The sequence below is a fragment of the Bradyrhizobium sp. genome, from assembly GCF_036009065.1.
Lineage (GTDB): Bacteria > Pseudomonadota > Alphaproteobacteria > Rhizobiales > Xanthobacteraceae > Bradyrhizobium.
Genome location: NZ_DASYMN010000272.1, coordinates 1 through 22,024 on the forward strand (window position 1 = coordinate 1; position 22,024 = coordinate 22,024).

At 61.1% G+C, this 22,024-nt stretch carries 24 protein-coding genes; 14 read left to right on the forward strand and 10 right to left on the reverse strand.

The features are described from left to right. The coding region (locus VGP39_RS16380) for an ABC transporter substrate-binding protein (RefSeq protein ID WP_327569152.1) at positions 1-924 on the reverse strand (924 nt) is incomplete at its 3' end. A gap of 191 nt (positions 925-1,115) precedes the next feature. On the opposite strand from VGP39_RS16380, the gene VGP39_RS16385 reads away from it, so the two are divergent. The 3 genes from VGP39_RS16385 to VGP39_RS16395 are packed head-to-tail and all read left to right on the forward strand — an operon-like array spanning position 1,116 to position 2,571. Continuing rightward, complete coding sequence (locus VGP39_RS16385) at positions 1,116-1,919, forward strand: sterol desaturase family protein (RefSeq protein WP_327569153.1); 804 nt, start codon at positions 1,116-1,118, stop codon at positions 1,917-1,919. A gap of 24 nt (positions 1,920-1,943) precedes the next feature. Then, complete coding sequence (locus VGP39_RS16390; RefSeq protein ID WP_327569154.1) at positions 1,944-2,342, forward strand: hypothetical protein; 399 nt, start codon at positions 1,944-1,946, stop codon at positions 2,340-2,342. A 19-nt stretch (positions 2,343-2,361) separates the two neighbouring features. Beyond that, the gene (locus VGP39_RS16395) at positions 2,362-2,571 is read left to right on the forward strand and encodes a hypothetical protein (protein ID WP_327569155.1); all 210 of its coding nucleotides are present in this window, start codon (positions 2,362-2,364) and stop codon (positions 2,569-2,571) included. Positions 2,572-2,760: 189 nt separating this feature from the next. Here VGP39_RS16395 and VGP39_RS16400 read toward each other — a convergent pair whose 3' ends face one another. Next, positions 2,761-3,594 (reverse strand): phytanoyl-CoA dioxygenase family protein, encoded by an 834-nt coding sequence (locus tag VGP39_RS16400; protein ID WP_327569156.1) that lies wholly within the window; start codon positions 3,592-3,594, stop codon positions 2,761-2,763. 409 nt (positions 3,595-4,003) lie between these two features. On the opposite strand from VGP39_RS16400, the gene VGP39_RS16405 reads away from it, so the two are divergent. After that, positions 4,004-4,807, forward strand: a complete 804-nt coding sequence (locus tag VGP39_RS16405) for a hypothetical protein (RefSeq protein ID WP_327569157.1) — start codon at positions 4,004-4,006, stop codon at positions 4,805-4,807. On the opposite strand, the gene VGP39_RS16410 is transcribed toward VGP39_RS16405, so the two are convergent. After that, the gene (locus VGP39_RS16410; protein ID WP_327569158.1) at positions 4,791-5,795 is read right to left on the reverse strand and encodes a hypothetical protein; all 1,005 of its coding nucleotides are present in this window, start codon (positions 5,793-5,795) and stop codon (positions 4,791-4,793) included. The two genes, VGP39_RS16405 and VGP39_RS16410, sit on opposite strands and share 17 nt — an antisense overlap. 698 nt (positions 5,796-6,493) lie before the next feature. On the opposite strand from VGP39_RS16410, the gene VGP39_RS16415 reads away from it, so the two are divergent. Then, entirely contained in the window at positions 6,494-6,871 is a 378-nt protein-coding gene (locus tag VGP39_RS16415) for a YkvA family protein (protein ID WP_327569182.1), read from the forward strand. Here VGP39_RS16415 and VGP39_RS16420 read toward each other — a convergent pair. After that, positions 6,821-8,245, reverse strand: a complete 1,425-nt coding sequence (locus VGP39_RS16420; RefSeq protein WP_327569159.1) for a histidine kinase — start codon at positions 8,243-8,245, stop codon at positions 6,821-6,823. The two genes, VGP39_RS16415 and VGP39_RS16420, sit on opposite strands and share 51 nt — an antisense overlap. Before the next feature lie 148 nt (positions 8,246-8,393). Here VGP39_RS16420 and VGP39_RS16425 point away from each other — a divergent pair, with 148 nt between their 5' ends. After that, on the forward strand, positions 8,394-9,014 hold the full coding sequence (locus VGP39_RS16425) for a response regulator transcription factor (protein ID WP_327569160.1): 621 nt from the start codon (positions 8,394-8,396) through the stop codon (positions 9,012-9,014). A gap of 26 nt (positions 9,015-9,040) precedes the next feature. Here the strand turns inward: VGP39_RS16425 and VGP39_RS16430 are convergent, their stop codons facing one another. After that, positions 9,041-9,424 carry a cytochrome c family protein gene (locus tag VGP39_RS16430; protein WP_327569161.1) on the reverse strand — a complete coding sequence of 128 codons (384 nt, stop codon included), beginning with the start codon at positions 9,422-9,424 and terminating at the stop codon, positions 9,041-9,043. A gap of 317 nt (positions 9,425-9,741) precedes the next feature. Between VGP39_RS16430 and VGP39_RS16435 the strand changes: the two genes are divergently transcribed. The 3 genes from VGP39_RS16435 (at position 9,742) to fghA (ending at position 12,413) form a co-directional block, all read left to right on the forward strand. Then, a complete protein-coding gene (locus VGP39_RS16435; protein ID WP_327569162.1) occupies positions 9,742-10,851 on the forward strand; it encodes an S-(hydroxymethyl)glutathione dehydrogenase/class III alcohol dehydrogenase in 1,110 nt (369 codons plus the stop codon). 33 nt (positions 10,852-10,884) lie between these two features. Continuing rightward, the gene (gfa, locus tag VGP39_RS16440; protein ID WP_327569163.1) at positions 10,885-11,451 is read left to right on the forward strand and encodes an S-(hydroxymethyl)glutathione synthase; all 567 of its coding nucleotides are present in this window, start codon (positions 10,885-10,887) and stop codon (positions 11,449-11,451) included. Between the two features lie 110 nt (positions 11,452-11,561). After that, a complete protein-coding gene (gene fghA / locus VGP39_RS16445; protein ID WP_327569164.1) occupies positions 11,562-12,413 on the forward strand; it encodes an S-formylglutathione hydrolase in 852 nt (283 codons plus the stop codon). A gap of 212 nt (positions 12,414-12,625) precedes the next feature. On the opposite strand, the gene VGP39_RS16450 is transcribed toward fghA, so the two are convergent. Beyond that, a complete protein-coding gene (locus tag VGP39_RS16450; protein WP_327569183.1) occupies positions 12,626-13,132 on the reverse strand; it encodes a DUF3280 domain-containing protein in 507 nt (168 codons plus the stop codon). 129 nt (positions 13,133-13,261) lie between these two features. Between VGP39_RS16450 and VGP39_RS16455 the strand changes: the two genes are divergently transcribed. The 5 genes from VGP39_RS16455 to VGP39_RS16475 are packed head-to-tail and all read left to right on the forward strand — an operon-like array spanning position 13,262 to position 17,679. Next, positions 13,262-14,446 carry an ABC transporter substrate-binding protein gene (locus VGP39_RS16455; RefSeq protein ID WP_327569165.1) on the forward strand — a complete coding sequence of 395 codons (1,185 nt, stop codon included), beginning with the start codon at positions 13,262-13,264 and terminating at the stop codon, positions 14,444-14,446. 17 nt (positions 14,447-14,463) lie between these two features. Next, positions 14,464-15,435 (forward strand): YVTN family beta-propeller repeat protein, encoded by a 972-nt coding sequence (locus VGP39_RS16460; RefSeq protein WP_327569184.1) that lies wholly within the window; start codon positions 14,464-14,466, stop codon positions 15,433-15,435. Continuing rightward, a complete protein-coding gene (locus VGP39_RS16465) occupies positions 15,432-16,229 on the forward strand; it encodes an ABC transporter ATP-binding protein (RefSeq protein WP_327569166.1) in 798 nt (265 codons plus the stop codon). The genes VGP39_RS16460 and VGP39_RS16465 overlap by 4 nt, the downstream gene beginning before the upstream one ends. Further along, on the forward strand, positions 16,226-17,071 hold the full coding sequence (locus VGP39_RS16470; protein ID WP_327569167.1) for an ABC transporter permease: 846 nt from the start codon (positions 16,226-16,228) through the stop codon (positions 17,069-17,071). Before VGP39_RS16465 ends, VGP39_RS16470 begins: the two co-directional genes overlap by 4 nt. Next, the gene (locus VGP39_RS16475; protein WP_327569168.1) at positions 17,068-17,679 is read left to right on the forward strand and encodes a hypothetical protein; all 612 of its coding nucleotides are present in this window, start codon (positions 17,068-17,070) and stop codon (positions 17,677-17,679) included. Before VGP39_RS16470 ends, VGP39_RS16475 begins: the two co-directional genes overlap by 4 nt. Before the next feature lie 259 nt (positions 17,680-17,938). Here VGP39_RS16475 and VGP39_RS16480 read toward each other — a convergent pair whose 3' ends face one another. The 4 genes from VGP39_RS16480 to xoxF5 form a co-directional block, all read right to left on the reverse strand. Then, complete coding sequence (locus VGP39_RS16480) at positions 17,939-18,484, reverse strand: PQQ-dependent catabolism-associated CXXCW motif protein (protein WP_327569169.1); 546 nt, start codon at positions 18,482-18,484, stop codon at positions 17,939-17,941. Continuing rightward, the gene (locus tag VGP39_RS16485) at positions 18,484-19,314 is read right to left on the reverse strand and encodes a substrate-binding domain-containing protein (protein ID WP_414644696.1); all 831 of its coding nucleotides are present in this window, start codon (positions 19,312-19,314) and stop codon (positions 18,484-18,486) included. Before VGP39_RS16485 ends, VGP39_RS16480 begins: the two co-directional genes overlap by 1 nt. Before the next feature lie 127 nt (positions 19,315-19,441). After that, positions 19,442-19,930, reverse strand: coding sequence for a c-type cytochrome, methanol metabolism-related (locus VGP39_RS16490; RefSeq protein ID WP_327569171.1), 489 nt, complete (start codon positions 19,928-19,930; stop codon positions 19,442-19,444). Between the two features lie 105 nt (positions 19,931-20,035). Then, entirely contained in the window at positions 20,036-21,841 is a 1,806-nt protein-coding gene (gene xoxF5, locus VGP39_RS16495; protein ID WP_327569172.1) for a lanthanide-dependent methanol dehydrogenase XoxF5, read from the reverse strand. Positions 21,842-22,024 lie beyond the last annotated feature (183 nt).

Consider the following 22,024-nt stretch of genomic DNA (forward strand, 5'->3'; position numbering starts at 1 on the left):
GTAATCCTGCACGAACGCCTTCTGCAGCGGCGAGGCCTGCGGATGATCGAAATACAAGGTGTTGTGCCCGAAGATGATGCCTTCCGGCATGAACTCCTTCTTGAGCAGGTTGATCTGCCATCCCGCCGCCGGCAGCACCAGCTTGACGCCGTCGAACAGACCCGCTGCATGGCCCTGCTTCATGAACACAGGCAGATCGGCGAACAGCATCGACGAGAAGATCAGGTCGGGCTTCGACGCCTTGAGCGCTGCGATATGCGAGGTCAGGTCCATGGTCCCGACCTTGGGCCATTGCTCGGCGGCGACCTCCGGCTCGACGCCGTAGCGGGCAAGTATCTGTTTGAAGGCTTCCCAGTTGTTGCGGCCGTAGGAATAGTCGGGATTGATCCCGGCTACCCGCTTGAACTTGCCCTTGAAATGCTTGATCGCCAGCAGCGAGCCCATTACCGCTTCGCATTCGTTGTCGGTGGAGCGGAAAACGTATTTCGGATTCGGCATCATCTCCTTGACGCCGTCCTGCGTGGTGCCGTCCCACATCACCAGCAGCGCCTGCTCCTCTTCAGCCACCGGCGCCACGCCAAGGCTGACGCCGGTCGACAGCAAGCCGTGAACGGCCTCGACCTTTTCCTGCAGGATCAGCCGGCGAAAGCGCTCGATCGTATCCTTCGGGTTGGTCTCTTCCTCGATCGCAAGCTCGATCTTGCGGCCGCCAATGCCGCCATCCTTGTTGAGCCGCTCGGTCGCCCATTGCACCGCGCGGATACCGCACTCGCCGGCGGTTCCGACAACGCCGGACCGCGGCGCGATGATTCCTATTTTCAGCGGCTTGTCCTGCGCGATGGCCGGCGAGAATACCGAAGGCGCTGCAGTGGCCAGCACGCCGGCACCTGCGAATTTGGAAAAGTCGCGACGCGTCAGCTTCATGAAAATACCTCCCCGGAACGGATGCGCATCTGCCGTGCGCGGTTGCCATACCATAAATATATCAGCAACTTCGCAGCAAGCGGTTTTTTTCGGGCCGCCCCGCCGGCGCCGGTCAAAAGGCCGTTGTAGGCCTAATAGATTGGTGATATATCAGCTCCGGCAACCAGGCATTGAAATTCGGAGACGGCGCGATGGAATTATCATCAAGTTCGATGACGGAGCGGCAGCGAAATTACCGCGCGACCTACCGCCACCGCATCGCGGGCTGGTACAACGGCTGGCTTCATGCCTTCGTTATATATGTGATCGGATTCACCGCGCTGTCGGTCTATTTCGCCAATATAAGCAACCTGCGCTGGTGGGAGCTCCTGATCGTGCCGGTGACCTTCCTGTTCGCGAATTTCTTCGAGTGGTGGATCCACCGCTTCGTCATGCACCGTCCGTCGCAGCTGAAGGCGTTCCGCGCGATCTACAACCGGCACACGCTGATGCACCACCAGTTCTTCACCGAGCGGGAGATGCGCTTCGCCGACCACAACGACTGGCGCGTGACCTTCTTTCCGCCCTACGCGCTGGTGACCTTCACCATGATGTCGATTCCCCCGGCGCTGGTGTTCGGCTGGCTGGTCTCGCCCAATGTCGGCTGGCTGCTGATCTCCACGACGACGTCGATGTATCTGATCTACGAGTTCATGCACTTCTGCTGCCACGTCGACGACAATTGGTTCGTGCGCAACGCACCCTTCGTCAACACCATCCGGCGTCATCACACCGCGCACCATAATCAGTCGATCATGATGGAGCGCAACATGAACCTGACCTTCCCGGTGATGGACTGGCTGTTCGGCACTTCGGATCTTGATCGCGGGCTGATCGGCCATCTGCTGAACGGTTACGACACCCGCTTCGTCAAGACCGATATGCGCAAGACCTCGCGGACGCCGAAACCCGGGATGGCGCGGCATCCCGGGGGTTTTGCCACGCCCGCCGAATAGACGCGCCGCGCGCGGAGCAGTGCCATGGCGGCGATCGAACCGAACTGGATTTCGCTGATCTGGTTCGCGGCGTTCGCGACGGTTTGCATGATCGCTTTTCTTATCGTCATCGGAATGTTTCCTTTTGGATCGCGCCCGGAGGCGGCGAAATCCGGCGCGGCGACACTGCTGGTGATCGGCAACGGCCTGTTGCTGTCGGCGCTTCTGGTCGGCACCGGGCTTTACGGTTACGCTGAACTCAAGTGGAGCAGCTTGATTGTCGTCACCGGCCTGGTGGTGCTGTTTGCGCCCGGACTCTTTGAAGCCTGGCCGGCGTCGCTCCGCGATGGGCGAACCGGACTTGTCGTACTGATTGGCGTTCAGATCCTGGCGCTTGCGGCGCTTGCCAAGGTCGCGGGCCCGCCCTGGGCAAACTTGTCGTGATGATCGGGAGAATTCAGCGGTGCCTGTAAGAATAAAGCTCGGACTTTCGCTGCTTGTCGTCCTGGTGGCGGCGATCGCGGCCTATTATCAACATACATTGGGCCACGATCGCATCCAGTACGTCGTCGCATTCCTCGGCTTCTTCATGATTTTCGCGATGTGGCTGTTTCCGGAAGTCAAGCGCGACGAATCCGCCGGCGGCGTGCGCCGCGAGAACGCGCCGCGGTAGAGCGTGATGAATTTAGGTTGAAGCGCGGCTGCTTTACCTCTCCCCGCAGGGGAGAGGTCGAAGCCGAAGCGCAGCGCAGGCTTCGGGTGAGGGGTCTCTCACACACTCGTACTCGCGGATAGGCCCCTCACCCGCCGCGCATCTGACGATGCGCGTCGACCTCTCCCCTGGGGGGAGAGGTGATCTGCGCTACGCGCGGTAGGCCTGCTTGCCGGTGCCGCGATAAAGCACTTTCACCTGCTCTTCCGATACCATCCTGTGATGGGCCAGCGCTTCGGGCTCGAGGTCGCGCTTCGGCACGTATTCGGGCAGGAAGTGGCCGTAGCTGTCCTTGCCGCGCACCAGCGTCGCCCAGTCCCGCGTGCCCACGGCCTGCTTCAGGCGGGTCGGAATGTAGCGGATCGCAAGACCAATGCGCCGCTCGTCGGAACGGTTCGGCTCCGAGCCATGGAACAGCAGCACGTGATGCAGCGAAGCCTGGCCCGGCTTCAGCTCGACAAAGACGGCCTGCGACTCATCGACATTCACCGCGATCTCCTGGCCTCGGGTCAGCAGGTTGTTCTCATCAAACGTGTCTTCGTGCTGGACCTGCTGCTTGTGGGTTCCGGGAATAAATTTCATGCAGCCGGACACCTTGTTCGCCGGCGACATCGCGATCCAGGCGGTCGCAACATCCGACGAATCGAGGCCCCAATAGGTGGCGTCCTGATGCCAGGACACGAAGCCCGGATCATGGGCCTCCTTGATGAAGAAGCTGGTATTCCAGCACAGGATATCCGGCCCGAGCAGATCCTCCATCGCATCCAGGATCTTCGGGTGGCGGATCATCTCGTTGATCCAGGTGAAGAGCACGTGGCTGCGATGGCGCATCTCGCCCTTGATCGGGCCACCGCTCGCGGCCTCGTAATCTTCGAGCTGTTTGCGAAAGCCGGCCACCTCACTCTCGCTGAGAGCTTCGATCGGAAAGTGGTAGCCGCGTTGGCGATAGGTCTCGACCTCGCTTTCGCTCAGTAGTTTCGTCATGGGTTCCTCCGATATTCTTGTTTTCGCTGTAACGCCTGCAGCCACATCAGGTTGGCTGCCCAGCATCAGCCGCCTTGGCGCCGGACTGCGGTCATCGCCTATGCCATCTTGACCGAACGCCTGTCTTGCTTTGAATGTCTGGGACGCATGCGTATCTCGCCCGAAACGGTATCTTCGAGAAGCATTCCACGCGATGTGCGCAACAAAGGCAACTACCTATTATTTCGGCTGGCGCGAGTATGCGGAAGGGTGGCTGGCCGTTCCGTCAATGAATTGGCGCACAATTTCTGGCAATAAGCGCATTCAGGTCAAAAACTTTCGAGAAATTCCCCCGGAGGTTGCGTTAATTTGAAAATGCGGGCTGGAAACAATCGGCGATTTCGCTCTAGGATTGTCGAGCTTTTGGGCGATGTTCGCACATCATTTCGGTAGCTCCAGAGGCAGCCATCAACCATCAGCGGCAGCGCGCAATATGCATCATTGGATTTCATTTATGTTTCTCGTTGGGGTGCAAATTGTTGCCCTCATCGTTGTAGAGCTGAAAGAACATTTGTTGAATCGCCAAGACAGAGATCCACATCGCTTTTGGCAAGCTGTTTCAGCCGGAGTAATAAGCGGTGTTGTTTTTGGCGTGATCTTTGATGAATTGATCGGACGCGGATTGCAGGTATTTCAATACTACATCCATTCCCCGACGTTTATCGTCGTAAATGGAGCATTGTCGTATGGCCTTGCTGTCGCTACCGCGCTTCGATTTTCGCCTAAGCCGATTAGCGCTAAACATCTCCCGTTACGGCGAGGCCTTACGATTCTGGCATTGACGTGCGTCGTGTTCTTGGGAGTTTTTGTGTTGCTGCCGAGTCCATTGACACTGGCTGCCGCAGTCGGATGCATCGTTATCACCGCAGGTGAAGTTTTCGAAATTTACGCATTCGGAACCATCGGACCAATCCTGGAGGTTGCTTCCGGCTCCTTGCGACACATGGCGCATAATTGGGGCACGGCCGTTCTGGTAGGGTGCATTTACGAACTCGGAAATTATGCTTTTCCCGTTTGGCGCTGGTGGTTTGTTGGAAGCCCGGCAACGCTTTGGTTCGAACTGGCAATTGTCGTGCTGGGTTATCTGGTTTTATTCCATTTTAGCCGCATAATCGGCCTTACTTCCTTGATGCTCGCTAGACGGATACACGACTGTATCACTGAAAGAGCTTGATAAAATTGTAGATCGTCTGAGCCACGACAAACGTCAGCGTGATAACTGAGACCAAGGCTTTATATTTCTCAAATGGAAATACATTCAGTTCAGATACGTGCTTGTAAAACCCCAGAGCTGGTTGGATTTCTCTTATCTGTGCCATATCATAAGAATGCGTGACATCCGATACTCCGGAATGAAACATGGTGTTGATGCTCTGAAGCAGGGCGCGCTTGCATTCGGAGATCAAACGCACGGCCGAATACATCGGGATGAGAGTTGCCAGGGGTATATACAATGTAGCAGCGATAATGAGACCCCAAATTACAATCAGGTCCTCGACCCCAAAATAGCCTAGCCGAAGGACAATAAAAATTGCGACGGCTCCGACAAGGGAGATGAAAAAACTCGTGAGAACCAGATCTCCGACCGGAGACATGCCGTTAGCCAGATCTTGCGCAAACAAGTTCGGCTTTGCGTAACCGTCCCGAAGAATAAAATTAATCATGGACATTCCAACCAATATCGCAGCCAAAGCTTCCGTGGCCAGATACACCAGGCCTCCAATCGCCAGCGAATAGTACGTTCCCGCGACTCCCGAGCCACTCTGCCCCCACCAGCACTTCGCAGAGACACCGCACGGCTGCTGCACTTTGGAAAAAAAGAACAAGAATACCGAAACGCCGGCGACGATCGCAAAGAGGCGAATGACGACTCGCGGAAGCGAGAAGGTTGACCAGCCCGGAGAACGAAAGAGCCTTCGGAATCGCTGATTAAGCGCCCGTATTGCGACCTGTTCTTCTCGGCTGATCCGGCAGCCAGCACGGCGCAGGTCGGCGGTGAAGGACTCAATCCTGTCGAATAACAAATTGCCGAGATATACTTCTACTATCAGGCACGCGGTAAACAGCAGGTGGGTTAAATCGTCGCTGTAGTAAAGCAGGCCCGATGATGCGTTTGGGAACGGGAAAGCGAAATTGGGCCGCCAGAATGTGAAGCCAGCCAAGTCGGATAGCCGCGATAGAGACGAATGAACCAGTTGCGGGCTGAAAAGGCAGCCTTCAAAGGCACAGAAGAATCCGGGAAGCAGCCAATAAAACAGAAACAGGATCGCAGCGAGAATAGTAGACGTTTGCTTCGGAGATCGCCGGGCTCTGACCCACGATGTCACAGCTTCGACGGCAAAATTTGGACGCCAAGAGCTGGGTTGCATTTGTCGTATCAAAGTTGATAATTTGAATGTGGACAATTATAACAAGTGCGCGGTTCTGCACAATCGTTTCCTAAATGGTCGGCGGGATTTTTTTAAAGTTGTAAAAAGCCGGCCGCTTGGCTCTTCAAGCAACGTCCGCTCGGTAGCCGCTCCACAATCCAGTTCGGATATCCGCTGTTGCAAGCTCTCGACTGCAACCGGGTCGTTCGCGCGGCATCGCCCTGCCTTTCTGCTTTCCCGCCGCTGCTCGACCTGCCTGCCATCCTGTGGGCTAAACGTCGTTGCTCTCGATACCATCGCCCCCACAGTCCTCGGATCGACGCCAGAATGACTGATGAGAACGCCGCCTGAAGCGGTATATTCAGGACCAGTCACGCGATGCGCGACGCAAAGGCCGACTCACTCGCATGGATGAACGACCCGAACGCGTAGCAGACGGCGAACCCCCGGCGGCGGGGGACACTGCAAAACGCCCTGCCGCCGCCGGGCCGATGTCGCGCGCAAAAACCTGGGCGCGCGCGCTTCGGCGTGACGCGCACGCCATTGCTCTGGCTGCCCGCGATCCGCGGGTGCCGTGGACGGTCAAGCTCCTCGCAATCGCCGTTGCGGGCTATGCGCTTTCGCCGATCGACCTCATTCCGGACTTCATTCCGGTGCTCGGCTATCTCGACGATCTGGTCATCGTGCCGCTCGGTATCTGGCTGGTGATCGCGCTGATTCCGGAGGACGTCATGCGCGAGTATCGCGCCATGGCGAGCGCGGCGGTACAGCGTCCGGTCAGCAAAGCCGCGGCGATCATCATCGTTGCGCTGTGGATTTCAGGCGTTGCCCTGCTGGGCTGGGCCGCGCTCGTCTACTGGGATGTCTGAGCAGGCGCGCTCATCGCAGGGAACGAGGGCTTCCACCGTCACGCCGCCGTCAGCGGACGTTACGGTCACCGTGCCACCAAGGGCCATCACGCGCTCGCGCATGCCGACGAGGCCATGACCAAGCTTGTGATCGCGAAGCAGGCCGCTGCCGTTGTCGCGCACGCGCACCAGAACCGCGCGACGACCGCGCGTTGTCGCTGACGGCAGGCCTGCCGGCTCTATGCTTAGATGGACGCGCGTCGCGTCTGCGTGGCGGAAGACGTTGGTGAGGGCTTCCTGGACGATGCGGTAAATCGTCAGATCGGCAGTCTCTCCCGGTTCGCCGAGCGACGGCGAAATGCTGGTTTCGATAACGACCTCGGGGTGTGCCTCGCGCCACAGCCGCAACAGCGCACCCAGCGCCTCGCGCAATCCGAGTTCGGCCAAGCCGACCGGGCGCAGCTTTTCGAGAACGCGCCGATTGAACTGCTGCAAGGCATTGACCTGCTCCCAGATCGCGTTGCCGTGCCTGCGCAACGACGCGACGTCCGGCTCAGGTTTTTCCGCGATGCGCATCAGCGAACCGACGTGGGCGCGCAACGCGAAAAGATAAGGCCCGAACTCATCATGCAGTTCCCGGGCGATCTCCTTGCGCTCGACGTCCTGCAGCGACACGACGCGCTCGGCCAGCCGCCGCTTGTCCTCCACCGCGTCACCCAATGCGGCCGCAAGATGGTTCAGCTTGGCGCCGATGGCGGCGAGTTCGGGCGGGCCATCCGGCTTCACCCGCGTGTCATAGCCGCCGAATTCGATGCGCTTCATCGCATCGGTAAGCGTCTCAATCGGCGCAAGGGCGCGGCTGACGACCGTCATCGTGATGAGAAGAAGCGCGATGGCGATGGCCGAGCCGACCTGAATTTGCGTGACGATACCGTCCCAGATTTCATTCATTTCGTCGTTCGGATGCGACGTGATGACGAGCGAGCCCGATTTTCCATCGATGGTTACGGGAACGCTGACCGCCGTGCGCTCCGGGTGTACCAGCGCAACAAACCACGCGGGCGGCCCGTTCGTCCCGTCATCGGCTGCAGAGCGGCCGGCCGATATGGCATTAGGCTCGACAGCCTGGTTCGCACGCGTGATGCTGACGTGACGCAGCCGATTGAAATCCTCGATAATCCGGTTCAGCCTTGCGTCCGGGTCCGGCGCCTCGTTCAGACCGACGACCAGCGTCTCGATGAATCCTCGCGCCAATCTGACGACGCTTTGATCTTCCGCCTGCACGCGGGGGCCCGCCTCCAGCAGAAGCCGCGCGATATTGATCGCCAGGCCAAGCATGAGGACCAGCGCCAAAATCGTATTGAGCCGCGCCCGCAAGGACAACTTCCGCCACATAGCTCGTTCCCCCACTCCGGCGTGTCGCAACGTTCATCCAAGAGGGGCGTTGACAGACAGTCGGTGCAGTTATCTAATTGAAGCCTATCGCATTTTCGCCGGAGCCGCATGACTTCGAACGAAGCGAAAGGGTAGCGAGTAGAACCCCATGCGCGTTCTGATCGTCGATGATCATCCCATCGTGACCTCCGGCTTGCGCGCATTGCTGGCCGGGGACACCGGGATTGTCCTACTAGAAGCGTCCGACGCGGAAAGCGGCGAGCGAGCCTTCGTGGCCGAACGGCCTGATGTCTGTGTTCTCGACATCAACCTGCCAAGTGTATCAGGTTTTGAACTGGCGCGACGGATCCTGACGCATGCCGCGTCCGCGCGCATCATCATGTTCAGCATGAACGACGATCCGATTTTCGCCGCACGCGCGATCGAAGCCGGGGCCAAGGGCTACGTTTCCAAATCCGGCGATCCATGGGACCTTGTCGAGGCCATCCGCGAGGTGGCCAAAGGCGGCACCTATCTGCCGTCAGCGATCGCCCGAAACATCGCGTTCGCCGGCCCTTCGTTCGCCCAGAGCCCACTAGCGAAACTGACGTCGCGCGAGATCGAGATATTGCGTCTGCTCAGCAAGGGCAAAAGCCTTTCCGAGATCGCATGGCAGGTCCACGTTTCCTACAAGACGATCGCCAACACGTCATCCATCATGCGCCAGAAGCTTGGCGTGCGCACGTCTGCGGAACTGGTGCGGTTGGCGATCGCAAACAGCCTGAGCTGATCCACAGCAACTGGCCGTCGGCAAGCTTATTTCTTTTTGCCGTCCGCATCGAACTGTTTGAGGTAGGCCAGAAGATCGCTGGCCTTTTGCTCGTCCTTCAATCCGGGATAGATCATCTTGGTGCCCGGTATCTTCGCCCGGGGGTCCTTGATGTAGTCCCTGAACGTCGCCTCGTCCCAGGTAAGGTTCGAATTCTTGTTGGCGTCGGTATAGGAATAGCCCGGATAGGTGCCCGCAGGCCGGCCGACGATGCCGTTCAGCACCGGACCGACGGCATTTTTCGCGGTCTCGCCGATCTGATGGCAGGCCTTGCACACCGCAAAGACCTTCTCCCCCGCCGCCGCGTCCTGAGCCCACGCCCCGCTCGACCCCATCATCGTCAGCACTGCGGCAAATATCACGCCTCGCATTTCACATTCCTTCCGGTTCGATTCTTTATCGTTCGGTCGCTCTGCCGCGCGGATCGGACGGCGCCGTCCAACCCAATAACATGCCCGGTAATTTGGTTTCGTTGTTTTTCCTGCAATTCAGGGCAGCGTCACGCTGCAACGCAACACGTCTGTTCGCAGCCGCGCAGCATCCCGGATAAAAAATCAAAGGGGGTGAAATCAGCAGCCTTGACGTGCGGCGTGAGCGTGCAATGCTTCCGGTTAAGAAGATGTTCCGGGATTTTCGGGATTTGTTCCCGGGCGACACCGGCTCAAGCAAGATGTTTGGGGAGAAACACATGAAGACACGCGCCGCCGTCGCGTTCGAAGCCAAAAAACCCCTCGAAATCGTCGAACTCGATCTGGAAGGCCCGAAGGCGGGCGAGGTCCTGGTCGAAATCAAGGCGACGGGCATCTGTCATACCGATGCCTACACTCTCGACGGTTTCGACAGCGAGGGAATTTTTCCATCGGTTCTCGGGCATGAAGGGGCCGGCATCGTCCGCGAGGTGGGCCCCGGCGTCACGTCGGTGAAGCCCGGCGATCACGTGATCCCGCTCTACACGCCCGAATGCCGGCAGTGCAAAAGCTGCCTCAGCCAGAAGACCAATCTGTGCACCGCGATCCGCGCCACCCAGGGCAAGGGGGTGATGCCCGACGGCACCTCGCGCTTCAGCCACAAGGGCAACACGGTCTTCCACTATATGGGCTGCTCGACGTTTTCGAACTTCACCGTGCTGCCGGAAATCGCGGTCGCAAAGATCCGCGAGGACGCGCCGTTCGACAAGAGCTGCTACATCGGCTGCGGTGTGACCACCGGGGTCGGCGCAGTGGTCAATACCGCGAAGGTCACGCCGGGGGCCAACGTGGTCGTGTTCGGACTGGGCGGCATCGGCCTCAACGTGATCCAGGGCGCAAAGATGGTGGGCGCCGACAAGATCATCGGCGTCGACGTCAACGACGGCAAGGACGAGTGGGGCCGCCGCTTCGGCATGACGCATTTCGTCAACCCGAAAAAGCTCGACGGCGACATCGTCCAGCATCTTGTGACGCTCACCGACGGCGGCGCCGATTTCACCTTCGACTGCACCGGCAACACCACCGTGATGCGGCAGGCGCTGGAAGCGTGCCATCGCGGCTGGGGCGTCTCGGTGGTGATCGGGGTTGCCGAATCCGGCAAGGAGATCGCGACGCGGCCGTTCCAGCTGGTGACCGGGCGGGTCTGGAAGGGAACCGCCTTCGGCGGCGCGCGCGGGCGCACCGACGTGCCGAAAATCGTCGATTGGTACATGAACGGAAAGATTCAAATCGACCCGATGATCACTCACGTGCTCAAGCTGGAGGAGATCAATAAGGGCTTCGATCTGATGCACGAGGGCAAGTCGATCCGTTCGGTCGTCGTGTTCTAATCAAAAACGTCAAACACAAGGAGGAGTGACCCCATGGCTGTTAATATCCACCCATCGGTCGACAACGGCGTAAAGAAGGGCTCGGGCAGCTTTGCCGGCGGCACCCTGGTCTGCAAGTGCAAGGACAAGCCGGTCAAGGTCGCCATCACCGGCGACGTCGCCCATAACCATGCCTGCGGCTGCACCAAATGCTGGAAGCCGGAGGGCGCGGCGTTTTCGGTGGTCGCGGTGGTGCCGCGCGACAATGTGAAAGTGCTGGAAAACGGCGACAAGCTACAGATCGTCGATTCGTCGGCGACGATCCAGCGCTATGCCTGCAAGGTCTGCGGCACCCATATGTACGGCCGCATCGAAAACAAGGCGCATCCGTTCCACGGCCTTGACTTCGTCCATCCCGAACTGTTCCAGGAAGGCGCCGGCTGGGCTGCGCCGGGATTTGCCGCGTTCGTGTCGTCGGTGATCGAGTCAGGCGTCAAGCCCGATGAGATGAACGGGATTCGCGCGCGCCTGAAGGAACTCGGGCTTGAGCCTTACGATTGCCTGTCGCCGCCGCTGATGGATGCGATCGCCACCCATGTGGCGAAGTCCAAGGCCGCGTGATCCGGCAATGTCTGCGCGAGCTTCGCTGATGGTGATCCACCATCAGCGAAACCGCGACCACGTTTGAGCTGTCGCAATCCTGGCGCCGTCAACGCTGGAGCCGCAAGACCATGACGATCGAAACCGTTTCCCTCAATCGATCGCATGGCGGCATGCAGGGCGTGTACAAGCATGCCAGCCGCGAGACCGGCACCGGCATGACCTTTTCAGTCTATGTCCCGCCGCATCGGGACGGCGCGAAGCTGCCGGTGGTCTGGTATCTGTCGGGCCTCACCTGCACCCACGCCAATGTCACGGAAAAGGGCGAATTCCGCCAAGCCTGCGCCGAACTGGGGCTGATCTTCGCAGCTCCCGACACCAGCCCGCGCGGCGACGGCGTGCCCGGCGATCCCGCCGGTGCCTATGACTTCGGGCTCGGCGCCGGTTTTTATGTCGACGCCACGCAAGCGCCCTTCGCGCGCAATTACCGGATGTGGAGCTATGTGACGAAGGAGCTGCCCGACCTCGTCGCGCAGCACTTTCCGGTCGATCCCGCGCGGCAATCGATAACAGGGCATTCGATGGGCGGCCACGGCGCGCTGACGGCTGCGCTGTCGCATCCAGGTCGCTATCGCGCCGCCAGCGCGTTTTCGCCGATCGCCGCACCCTCGCAGGTGCCGTGGGGCATCAAGGCGCTGGGTGGCTATCTCGGCGACGATCAGGCTGCGTGGCGCAAGCATGATGCGGTGGCGCTGATCGAGGGCGGCGCGCGATTCTCCGATTTCCTCGTCGATGTCGGCGATGCCGATCCGTTCCTGAAAGAACAGCTTCGCCCCGAATTGCTGGAGCGCGCCTGTGCGAAGGCAGCCATCCCGCTCAATCTGCGCCAGCAGAGCGGCTACGACCACAGCTATTACTTTGTTTCCACCTTCATGGCCGACCATCTGCGCTGGCACGCCGCGCGGCTACAGCCCAAAGTGTGACGAATCCAGGTAGCGCTTCTCACCTCTCCACGCAGGGGAGAGGTCGAAGCCGGCGCAGCGTAGGCTTCGGGTGAGGGGGGCCTCTCCACACGCTTGTACTCGCGGAAAAGCCCCTCACCCGGATCGCATCTTAAGATGCGATCCGACCTCTCCCCTGCGGGGAGAGGTGACCTGAACGTCATTGCATTCGACCTGAAGCCACGGCGTAGCCGCTATCGCGGGGCGCCGTAATTCGGCGCGAGCAGCCGGTTGCGCAGCAGGTAGCTCGCGGTGCGTTGCCAGGATTCATCGGTGTTGCCGCGAAAGTCCGCGCTCATCGACGTGACGAGACGTCCGGTGCGGGCGTCGCGCAGATAGATGTTCAGGTTCAGGATGAGGTTGGAAACCTTCTGCACCACGCCGGTAATCGCAAGATCGGCGCCGAGTTTTTTCGCGAGGTCCACGTCGCAGCCGCCGCAGGCCTGAAGGTTCGCGGCATGCGCCGCATCATTGACCGGCGCAATGTCGAGAACGGCGAATTTTCCGGATTCCGCCAGCCCCTTGCGGATCTGCTCGCTGGCGCGGATCAGCCGCTGCTGTTCATCGCCGCGCGGGCCGTCCATTTCGCCTTGCAGACTGGTGTCGAGCAGTTCGAAATCGAAAACCGCGGCTTTGGGCGGCTCCGCATGCGCGGAAACCGGAAACAACAGCGTCATCGCGACAACGGCGGCAATTCGCATCATTGTGATCGCTTGCATCCACGGCAGTGCAATACGGAATTTCGGTGTTAACGTAAGGCCGTTCGGCCGTGTTTCAAGCCGGAAGTCCCTCTATCGTCGATTCAGTCGAAGAGGATGTCAGGAGGCGTGATGATCCGGCTGCTTGTCGGCATAATCGGCTTGGGCGCGCTGGGCAGCGCCGCGCTGGCGGGCGATCCGGTCGAGGTCGGCATCGGCTATCTCCGCCGCGCCGGCATCAAGCCGACGCTATCGCTGGTCGAGCAGCCTGCCGAGAACGATGGCGTGGCGGGGGCACGCCTTGCGATCGAAGACAACAACACCACCGGCAGGTTCCTGAACCAGCATTTTACGCTGGAGGAAATGCGCCTGAAGGATGGCGATGACGCGGCCAAGGCGGCGACTGCGCTCACCGATCGCAGCATCGGCTTCATCATCGCCGACTTGCCGGCCGAAGCGCTGCTCAAGGCAGCGGACGCGGTCCGCGATCGCGGGACCGTGCTGTTCAACGCGGGGGCGATCGACGACCGGCTGCGCGAGGAAGATTGCAGGGCCAACCTGATCCACACCGCGCCGACACGTTCGATGCTCGCGGACGGCCTCGCCCAGTATCTGGTCTGGAAACAGTGGAAGCGCTGGTTGCTGGTGGCGGGTTCCCATGACGACGATAAGCTTTACGCCCAAGCGCTGCGGCGCGCCGCCGCGCGCTTCGGCGCGAAGATCGTTCAGGAACGTGTGTTCGAGGATACCGGCGGCGCGCGTCGCACCGACAGCGGCGTGACGCTGGTCCAGCGTCAGATGCCGGTATTCACGCAATCGGCGCCGGCCTACGATATCCTGGTCGCGGCCGACGAGAGCGAGGTGTTCGCGCCCTATATGCCTTACCGCACCTGGGACCCGCGCCCGGTTGCCGGATCGGCCGGGCTCGTGGCGAAAAGCTGGGACGCCGCGCAGGATCAGTGGGGTGCGGTGCAGCTGCAGAACCGGTTTGTAAAACTCAATTCGCGGCGCATGACGGCGCTGGACATGCAGGTCTGGATCGCGGCGCGCATGATCGGTGAGGCGGCATCGCGGGTGAATTCAGGCGATCCCAAAAGACTGTTCGATTTCCTCAAAGGTCCCGATTTTTCCATTGCGGCATTCAAGGGCCAGCGGCTGACGCTGCGGGACTGGAATCTTCAACTGCGCCAGCCGATCCTGCTGGTGGATGGCCGCATGGTGGTTTCGGTATCGCCGCAGGAAGGATTCCTGCATCAGGTCTCGGAACTCGATACGCTCGGCGTCGATCGGCCCGAGACAAGATGCAAGCTGCACTGAAGATGGAGCGCGCCTGGATGCGACGTCATTGTTTGTTGTTCGGAGCGATCGTCTGGCTCACAGGCTCCCTGCCTGCCCAGGCCTTCATCGCCTATGTGTCGAATGAAAAGAGCAACACCGTTTCGGTGATCGATACCGACAAATGGGCGGTTGTCGCAACCATCAAGGTCGGCCAGCGGCCGCGCGGCATCGAGTTCACCAAGGACGGCAAGTTCGTGCTGGTCGCGGTCGGCGACGACGACACCATCCAGATGATCGATACCGCCACCCGGAAGGTGACGGACTCCCTGCCCTCCGGCCCCGATCCCGAACTGTTCGTGCAGGACGCGGCAGGCAAGATTCTCTACGTCGCCAATGAGAACGACAACACCGTGACCATCATCGATATCGAGCGGCGCGTGCGGCTCGGCGACGTCCAGGTCGGCGTAGAGCCCGAAGGAATGGCGATCAGCCCGGACGGGAAATTCCTGATCAACACCTCCGAGACTACCAACATGGCGCATTTCATCGACACCGCGACACGGCAGGTGGTGGCCAATGTGCTGGTCGATGCGCGTCCGCGCTTTGCCGAATTCAAGCGCGACAGCTCCGAACTGTGGGTTTCCTCGGAAATCGGCGGCACGGTTTCCGTGATCGATCCTGCGAAACATACGGTCATCACGAAAATCGAATTCGCCATTCCGGGGATGCGCAAGGAAGCGATCCAGCCGGTCGGGATCAGCATCAGCGCCGACGCCAAGACCGCGTTCATCGCACTCGGGCCCGCCAACCGCATCGCGGTGGTCGATGCCGCGAGTCACAAGGTCATCAAGTATCTGCTGGTCGGGCAGCGGGTCTGGCACACGGCATTTACACCGGACGAGAAATACCTTCTGGTCACCAACGGCGTGTCGAATGACGTGTCTGTCATCGACGTCGCGGCGCTCAAGGTGATCAAGACCATCCAGGTCGGCGAACTGCCCTGGGGCATCACGATCGCAAAGCAATGACAGGGCCCGACGCGTCCATCGCTGGCGACACGGCATCCGGCCCTTGCGGCGCCGCACTGGCGATCGAGGGCGTCAGCCATTGTTATGGCGCTCGCAAAGCGCTGGACGATGTCAGTTTCACCGTGGCGCCGGCGAGCTTTACGGCGTTGCTCGGCCTCAACGGCGCCGGCAAGAGCACGCTGTTCTCCCTCGTCACGCGATTGTTCGGCGTGCGGGCCGGGCGGATCGGCATCTTCGGCCACGATATCGGACGCGATCCCGGCGAGGCGCTGCGGCGCATGGGCGTGGTGTTCCAGCCGCGCACGCTGGACCTCGATCTCTCGGTCACGCAAAACCTGCAATATCACGCGGCCCTTCACGGCATCGACCGCCGCGCGGCACGGCAGCGCGCAGGCGACGAGCTCGCGCGGATCGGCCTTGCCGACCGCGCCGGCAGCAAGGTGCGCGACCTCTCGGGCGGCCAGATGCGGCGGCTCGAAATCGCGCGGGCGCTGCTGCACCGGCCGCGCCTGCTGCTGCTCGACGAGGCGACCGTCGGCCTCGACGTCAAGGCGCGCGCCGATATCCTCGGCCACGTGCGGCGCCTGGTCGCCGAACAGGGCATCGCGGTGTTGTGGGCGACCCATCTGTTCGACGAGATCGCGTCCGGCGACAATCTCGTGGTCCTTCACCTCGGCCGGGTTCGCGCACAGGGAGAGGTCGGGCGCATCGTTGCCGAAACGGACGGGCACGATCTGCATTCGGCATTCACGCAACTGACCGGAACCGGCGCGGAAACCGGGAGCGCCGCATGAGCCCGGCCGCGAAGGACCAGCCGGCGGGATTCTCGCTGGCGCAATACGCCACATGCCTGAACGGCATCGTATGGCGCGAGGGCTTACGTTTCCTGCATCAACGCGAACGTTTCATCTCGGCGCTGGTGCGCCCGCTGGTATGGCTGTTCATCTTCGCCGCCGGCTTCCGCCAGGTGCTCGGCATTTCCATCATCCCGCCATATGAAACCTACATTCTCTACGAGGTCTATATCACGCCGGGACTGATGGCGATGATCCAGCTGTTCAACGGCATGCAGTCGTCGCTCTCGATGGTCTACGACCGCGAGATGGGCAACATGCGCACCCTGCTGGTGAGCCCGTTGCCGCGCTGGTATCTGTTGTTCTGCAAGCTGCTGGCGGGAACCGCGGTCTCGCTGCTTCAGGTCTATGTCTTCCTGGGCATCGCGTGGTTCTGGGATATCGAGGCGCCGCCGATCGGCTATCTCACCGTGCTGCCCGCGCTGGTGTTGTCCGGGTTGATGCTGGGCGCACTGGGCATGCTGATCTCGTCCGGCATCAAGCAACTGGAGAATTTTGCGGGCGTGATGAATTTTGTGATCTTCCCGATGTTTTTTGCTTCCTCGGCCCTCTATCCTCTGTGGCGGGTCAGGGAAGGAAGCGCGGTGCTGTACTATGTGTGCCAATTCAACCCGTTTACGCACGCGGTCGAATTGATACGCTTCGCGCTTTATGGCCAGTTGAACGGGATTTCGCTGGCCGTGGTCGCTGGTTGCACGGCGGCCTTCATGATCGGCGCGATCTTCGCCTATGACCCCTCGCGCGGCATCGGCAGGCGTGGTCCCGCAGGAGGCGAGACATGAGATGGCCGGTGGCGCTCGGCGTGCTGCTCGTGGTTGCGGGATCCGCCGATCGCGGCCTTGCCGCCGATCCGCGCTATCCCGACTGGCCCTGCGTCCAGGCCAAGGTGCCCGACATTTCGCTCGCCGCGGTCTGGGACGGACCGGATCTCGATGACGCTGCGCGGAACTGGAAGAACGACGCCAAGGTAAGCGGGATCATCCCGCGCCTCGCCGCGCGCCGCACGCCGCTCGATGAAGCGGAGAAGACGATCGCGGAATTTCTTTCCGCCGCAACCGCGAAAAGCGAGACCGGCAAGCTGCTGTTCGCCGGCCTGTTCGACACGCTCAACGCGCAGCGCTCATCGGTGATGAACGGGCTCGAGCGCATCACCCGCAAGCAGCGCGAGGCGGCGGAAAAGATCCGCGACGACGCGCTGGCGCTGCAGGCCTTGCAGGGCGCGTCACCGCCCGATCAGGCGAAGCTCGATGAACTCGGCAACCAGCTGGTGTGGCAGACGCGCATCTTCGAAGACCGCCGGCGCGTGATCAAATTCGTGTGCGAGGTGCCGACCGCGATCGACCAGCGGCTGTTCGCGCTCGGCCGCGTGATCCAGCGCGAGATGGAATAGGCATTGCCGCAAGCGCGGCATGCTAGACTAGCGCGTGATGGATTAGGTTGACGCGGAGGCGCGCTTCTTACTTCTCCCCGCAGGGGAGAGGTCGGATTTGGCGCGCAGCGGCAAATCCGGGTGAGGGGCTCGCCACGCACTCAGAACGCGCAGAAAGTCCCCTCACCCGAAGCCTGCGCTGCGCTCCGGCTTCGACCTCTCCCCTGGGGGAGAGGTGAAGAGCGGCGACGCTGCCGATTCAATCCAAAGCCATCATGCTTTAGCGCGGCACCGGCTGCGATTCCTCGACCGGCAAGTTGGCGCGCTGCCAGCCGTCGGTGCCATCGGGATACCAGGCCACATTGGAATAGCCGTACGACAGCAGCCGTTTTGCGGCGTTCCATGACATCCAGCAATCGGCCTGGCAGTAGATCACCAGCAGTTTTGCGGTGTCGCCCCCGCTGGCACGGGCAAGCCCCGCGCGCAGATAGTCTTCGGTGGCTGCCCCAAGCATGCCGTAGCCGGTGTCAGGCAGCCATACGCTGCCCGGGATGTTGTGCCGCGGCTTGTCGCGCCAGATCGTGCCTTCGGGAAGATTTGGCGGCTTTGGCGGATGCGGCAGCACGTCGATGAAAGCCGCCGTGCCGGCGCGCCAGATCGCTTCGGCCTCTTCGGTCGCAAGCACGCGCGCGCCGGCAAGCGTCGCGGGAACAGGCGCGCGATAATTGTCGGTGCGGTATCCTTCCAGCTCCGGAGGATTGGTTTGAGCGCGCACCGGGATGGTCAGGATCAGCAGGCCGGCGATCACGCGCGCAAGCTTCCGCATCACGGCCGCTTCGCTGTGGTCTCCGTGCCGATCGGCCTGTCATTTTCGTCAAGCAGCGGCACGCCGAAATCGAGCAGGATCTTGTTGATGGCCGGCTGGTTCTCCTGGATCAGGCGGTTGAGCAGCCGCTTCCAGTTCTGGTCGGCGGCACGAACCCCCATGCCGATGCGAAACACCAGCCGGGGTCCCGTTGTTTCCTTGACCAGAGGTGTCAGGTGAAGCGGCGGGTTGGCTTGCTTGGCGTAGTAGCCCGCCATCGGTCCCCACAACACGGCGGCGTCGATTTCTCCCGACATCAGATCCTTGATCATCGCCGCCGCCGAGGAATCGAGGCGGGTGTCGACCATCAGCTGATACGGCCTGGCATTCATCATCAGGCCGTTGACCGCCATGTTGGTGGCCGGCGGCGTGCCGGCAACGATGCCGATACGTTTGCCCTTGAGACGCCCGTCCTCCAGCGTCGTGACGTCGTCGAGGCCGCTGCCCGACCTCGCGACCAGCGCGTAGGCCGTGCGGTAATAGGGATTGGTGCCCTGCGCCAGATCGTCTCCTTGCGGAAATCCCATGATGACATCGCAGCGATGCGCGCCGAGCGTCATCTTGACGAAACCGGTGGCCTGCGGAAAGTACATGTAGTCGAGCTTCTTCTGCAGCTTCTCGGCGAACAGCTCGGCGAGCTTGTTCTCGAAGCCTTCGGCTTTCTCATTCGAGAACGGCAGATTGCGCGGGTCGGCGCATACCCGCAGCACCTTCGGGTCCACCAGCTCGATCGACAGATCGGTGCCTTCCGGAACCTGCGCTCGCAATCGATCCTGTGGTGTCAGCATCATGGCGACGGCGGCCAACGCCATCAACGGCCAGCGGCGCGGCGCGGCATTTGTCATCGCCGTCTCTCCTTGTTGATCGGACCGCCGGACAGGCATCGAGCTGCCCCGACGTCGCGCGAGCCCGCCTCGATCAGCGCTTGCCCAGACAGGAATCTTCCGCCTGCTGCGCTGCAGGAGGCTTGTCTTCGCGCTTCGCAGGCCGGACGCGTCCTACCGCGTCCACGCTTCGGGCGCGAAGATAGATATAGAGATCGTCCATGTAACAGGCGACGTTCGGATTGTCCCCGAATGCCGGCATGACGTTGTCCTGCGCGGTACCGATGTTCTTGCGACCGCTCGCGACCACGCCGAGGAAGTCGCCGTAGTTCATGGTCTTGACCGAATTCTTCAGCGCGGGCGCATAGGTCGACCCCTCGCCGTCGGGACCGTGGCAAACGTGACAGTCGGAGTGATAACGGCGGTAACCGGAATAGGTGTACCAGTCGACCGTACCATCGGGCGCGACTTTAAACGTCGGGTCGCCATCGCTATCCAGATATTTACCGTCCTCCGATTTAACCGCGGCCGGATCGCCAGGACCTTGGGCGAAAGCGATTCCTCCGGATGCCGCGAGGATCATCGCAGCAACCACCAAGCAGATTTTACGCAAGAGCATTTCCTCGACGTTCGATGACAGACGAACCGGCGCGCGGAAGGTTCCACGCGCCGGCACGATTTCGTCAGGTCACTGCGGCAGCGCGAACACCGTGAGTGTTCCGCCGAGCGCGGTGTAATTGCTCAGCGCAGCATAGCCGCCGACAGCGCCGAGACCTGCGGTCGGATCGGTCAAGCCGGCCGCGAGGCCGATGCCCGCCCAACCGCCGACGCCGGACAGGATGGCGACGTACTGCCTTCCGCCATTCTCGTAGGTTGTGACGTTGCCGATGATGCCGGACGGGGTCTTGAACTTGTAGAGCTCCTTGCCCGTCTTGGCGTCGACCGCCTTCAGGTAGCCTTCGAGCGTTCCGTAGAACACCACGCCGCCTGCGGTGGCAAGCGCGCCGGACCACACCGAGAACTGCTCCTTGTTGGACCAGACGATCTTGCCGGTCTTGCCGTCCCAGGCGATGAAGTTGCCCATGTGGGTCGCACCCGGAGGCGGATACATCGACAGCGTTGCGCCCACATAGGGCTGGCCCGCGGTGTAGCTCACCTTGAACGGCTCGTAGTCCATGCAGACGTGGTTGGTCGGCACATAGAACAGCTGCGTATCCGGCGAATAGGCCGCCGGCTGCTCGTCCTTGGTGCCGAGCGCGGCCGGGCAGATACCCTTGCTGTTGACGTCCTCGCCCTGCTTCTCGGTCGAATATTGATCGACGACCTTGGGACGGCCATAGGTCGGCGAACCCTTGTTCATGTCGACGCCGGTGGTCCAGTTGACCTTCGGATCGAACTTCTCGGCCACCAGCAACTCGCCGGTGACGCGGTCGAGCGTATAGCCGAGCCCGTTACGATCGAAGTGCGTCAGCAGCTTGCGCGCTGCCCCGCCGATCTGCTGGTCGCTCAGGATCATTTCATTGACGCCGTCGTAATCCCATTCGTCATGCGGTGTCATCTGGTAGACCCACTTGGCCATGCCGGTATCCGCGTCGCGCGCAAAAATGGTCATCGACCACTTGTTGTCGCCCGGACGCTGCTTCGGATTCCAGGTCGAGGGATTCCCCGAGCCGTAATAGACTATGTTCAAGGCGGGATCGTACGACAGCCAGCCCCATGTGCAGCCGCCGCCGATCTTCCATTGATCGCCCTGCCAGGTCTTCAGGCTGGAATCCTTGCCGACCGGTTTGCCGTGCTCCATGGTCTTGTCGGGGTCGAACATGATCTGGTCGTCCGGCCCTTCGGAGAAGGCGCGCCAGACCTGCTTGCCTGACTTCATGTCATAGGCGGTGACGTGGCATTGCACGCCGAACTCACCGCCGGAGATACCGATCAGCACCTTGTCCTTGATGACCAGCGGCGCCGAGGTTCCGGTGGCGCCCTTGCCGGGATCGCCGTTCTTGGCGCTCCACGCCACCTTGCCGGTCTTGGCATCGAGTGCGACCAGCGTGGTGTCGGCCTGATGCAGGAAGATCATGCCGTCGCCATAGGCCACGCCGCGGTTCACCGTGTCGCAGCACATCACCGGGATGACGTTGGGGTCCTGCTTCGGCTCGTATTTCCAGACGATCTTGTTCTCGTCATTGAGATCGAGCGCATAGACCTTGTTGGGGAACGGTGTATGCACATACATCATGTTGCCGATGATCAGCGGGCCGCCCTCGTGGCCGCGCAGTACGCCGGTCGAAAACGTCCATGCGACCTGAAGCTTGCCGACATTGGCCGCGGTGATCTGATTGAGTTTCGAGTAGCGCGTATTGGCATAATCGCCTGCCGGCATGACCCAGCCCTTGGGGTCTTGCGACAGCTGGTTCAGTGCGTCGTTGGCATTGGCGGCGCTAACGGCGAATATCGCCCCAGCGCCAAGACAGGTTGCGAGTAGCAACTTGCGCATAACGAGACCTCCCACGTTGTTTCAAGTTTTATTTATTTGGCGCACTGGGCTCGGATGCGTCCAGCGTCAACGCTTGATACGGATAGCATTTTTCCGAAAGTTGTCACACTTTCAGTTCTTTCACCCGCTATCGACTTTCAAAAGAACGTCGGCAGTTTTAGTGAACCGGAGTCCAGTTTAAGC

Bases quoted from the DNA above. Each gene is read 5' to 3' on its own strand.
- VGP39_RS16385 (WP_327569153.1), top strand. From the start codon at position 1,116: ATGGAATTATCATCAAGTTCGATGACGGAGCGGCAGCGAAATTACCGC.
- VGP39_RS16390 (WP_327569154.1), top strand. From the start codon at position 1,944: ATGGCGGCGATCGAACCGAACTGGATTTCGCTGATCTGGTTCGCGGCG.
- VGP39_RS16400 (WP_327569156.1), bottom strand. From the start codon at position 3,594: ATGACGAAACTACTGAGCGAAAGCGAGGTCGAGACCTATCGCCAACGC.
- VGP39_RS16405 (WP_327569157.1), top strand. From the start codon at position 4,004: ATGTTCGCACATCATTTCGGTAGCTCCAGAGGCAGCCATCAACCATCA.
- VGP39_RS16415 (WP_327569182.1), top strand. From the start codon at position 6,494: ATGTCGCGCGCAAAAACCTGGGCGCGCGCGCTTCGGCGTGACGCGCAC.
- VGP39_RS16420 (WP_327569159.1), bottom strand. From the start codon at position 8,245: ATGTGGCGGAAGTTGTCCTTGCGGGCGCGGCTCAATACGATTTTGGCG.
- VGP39_RS16425 (WP_327569160.1), top strand. From the start codon at position 8,394: ATGCGCGTTCTGATCGTCGATGATCATCCCATCGTGACCTCCGGCTTG.
- VGP39_RS16430 (WP_327569161.1), bottom strand. From the start codon at position 9,424: ATGCGAGGCGTGATATTTGCCGCAGTGCTGACGATGATGGGGTCGAGC.
- VGP39_RS16435 (WP_327569162.1), top strand. From the start codon at position 9,742: ATGAAGACACGCGCCGCCGTCGCGTTCGAAGCCAAAAAACCCCTCGAA.
- gfa (WP_327569163.1), top strand. From the start codon at position 10,885: ATGGCTGTTAATATCCACCCATCGGTCGACAACGGCGTAAAGAAGGGC.
- fghA (WP_327569164.1), top strand. From the start codon at position 11,562: ATGACGATCGAAACCGTTTCCCTCAATCGATCGCATGGCGGCATGCAG.
- VGP39_RS16450 (WP_327569183.1), bottom strand. From the start codon at position 13,132: ATGCGAATTGCCGCCGTTGTCGCGATGACGCTGTTGTTTCCGGTTTCC.
- VGP39_RS16455 (WP_327569165.1), top strand. From the start codon at position 13,262: ATGATCCGGCTGCTTGTCGGCATAATCGGCTTGGGCGCGCTGGGCAGC.
- VGP39_RS16460 (WP_327569184.1), top strand. From the start codon at position 14,464: ATGCGACGTCATTGTTTGTTGTTCGGAGCGATCGTCTGGCTCACAGGC.
- VGP39_RS16465 (WP_327569166.1), top strand. From the start codon at position 15,432: ATGACAGGGCCCGACGCGTCCATCGCTGGCGACACGGCATCCGGCCCT.
- VGP39_RS16470 (WP_327569167.1), top strand. From the start codon at position 16,226: ATGAGCCCGGCCGCGAAGGACCAGCCGGCGGGATTCTCGCTGGCGCAA.
- VGP39_RS16475 (WP_327569168.1), top strand. From the start codon at position 17,068: ATGAGATGGCCGGTGGCGCTCGGCGTGCTGCTCGTGGTTGCGGGATCC.
- VGP39_RS16480 (WP_327569169.1), bottom strand. From the start codon at position 18,484: ATGCGGAAGCTTGCGCGCGTGATCGCCGGCCTGCTGATCCTGACCATC.
- VGP39_RS16485 (WP_414644696.1), bottom strand. From the start codon at position 19,314: ATGATGCTGACACCACAGGATCGATTGCGAGCGCAGGTTCCGGAAGGC.
- VGP39_RS16490 (WP_327569171.1), bottom strand. From the start codon at position 19,930: ATGATCCTCGCGGCATCCGGAGGAATCGCTTTCGCCCAAGGTCCTGGC.
- xoxF5 (WP_327569172.1), bottom strand. From the start codon at position 21,841: ATGCGCAAGTTGCTACTCGCAACCTGTCTTGGCGCTGGGGCGATATTC.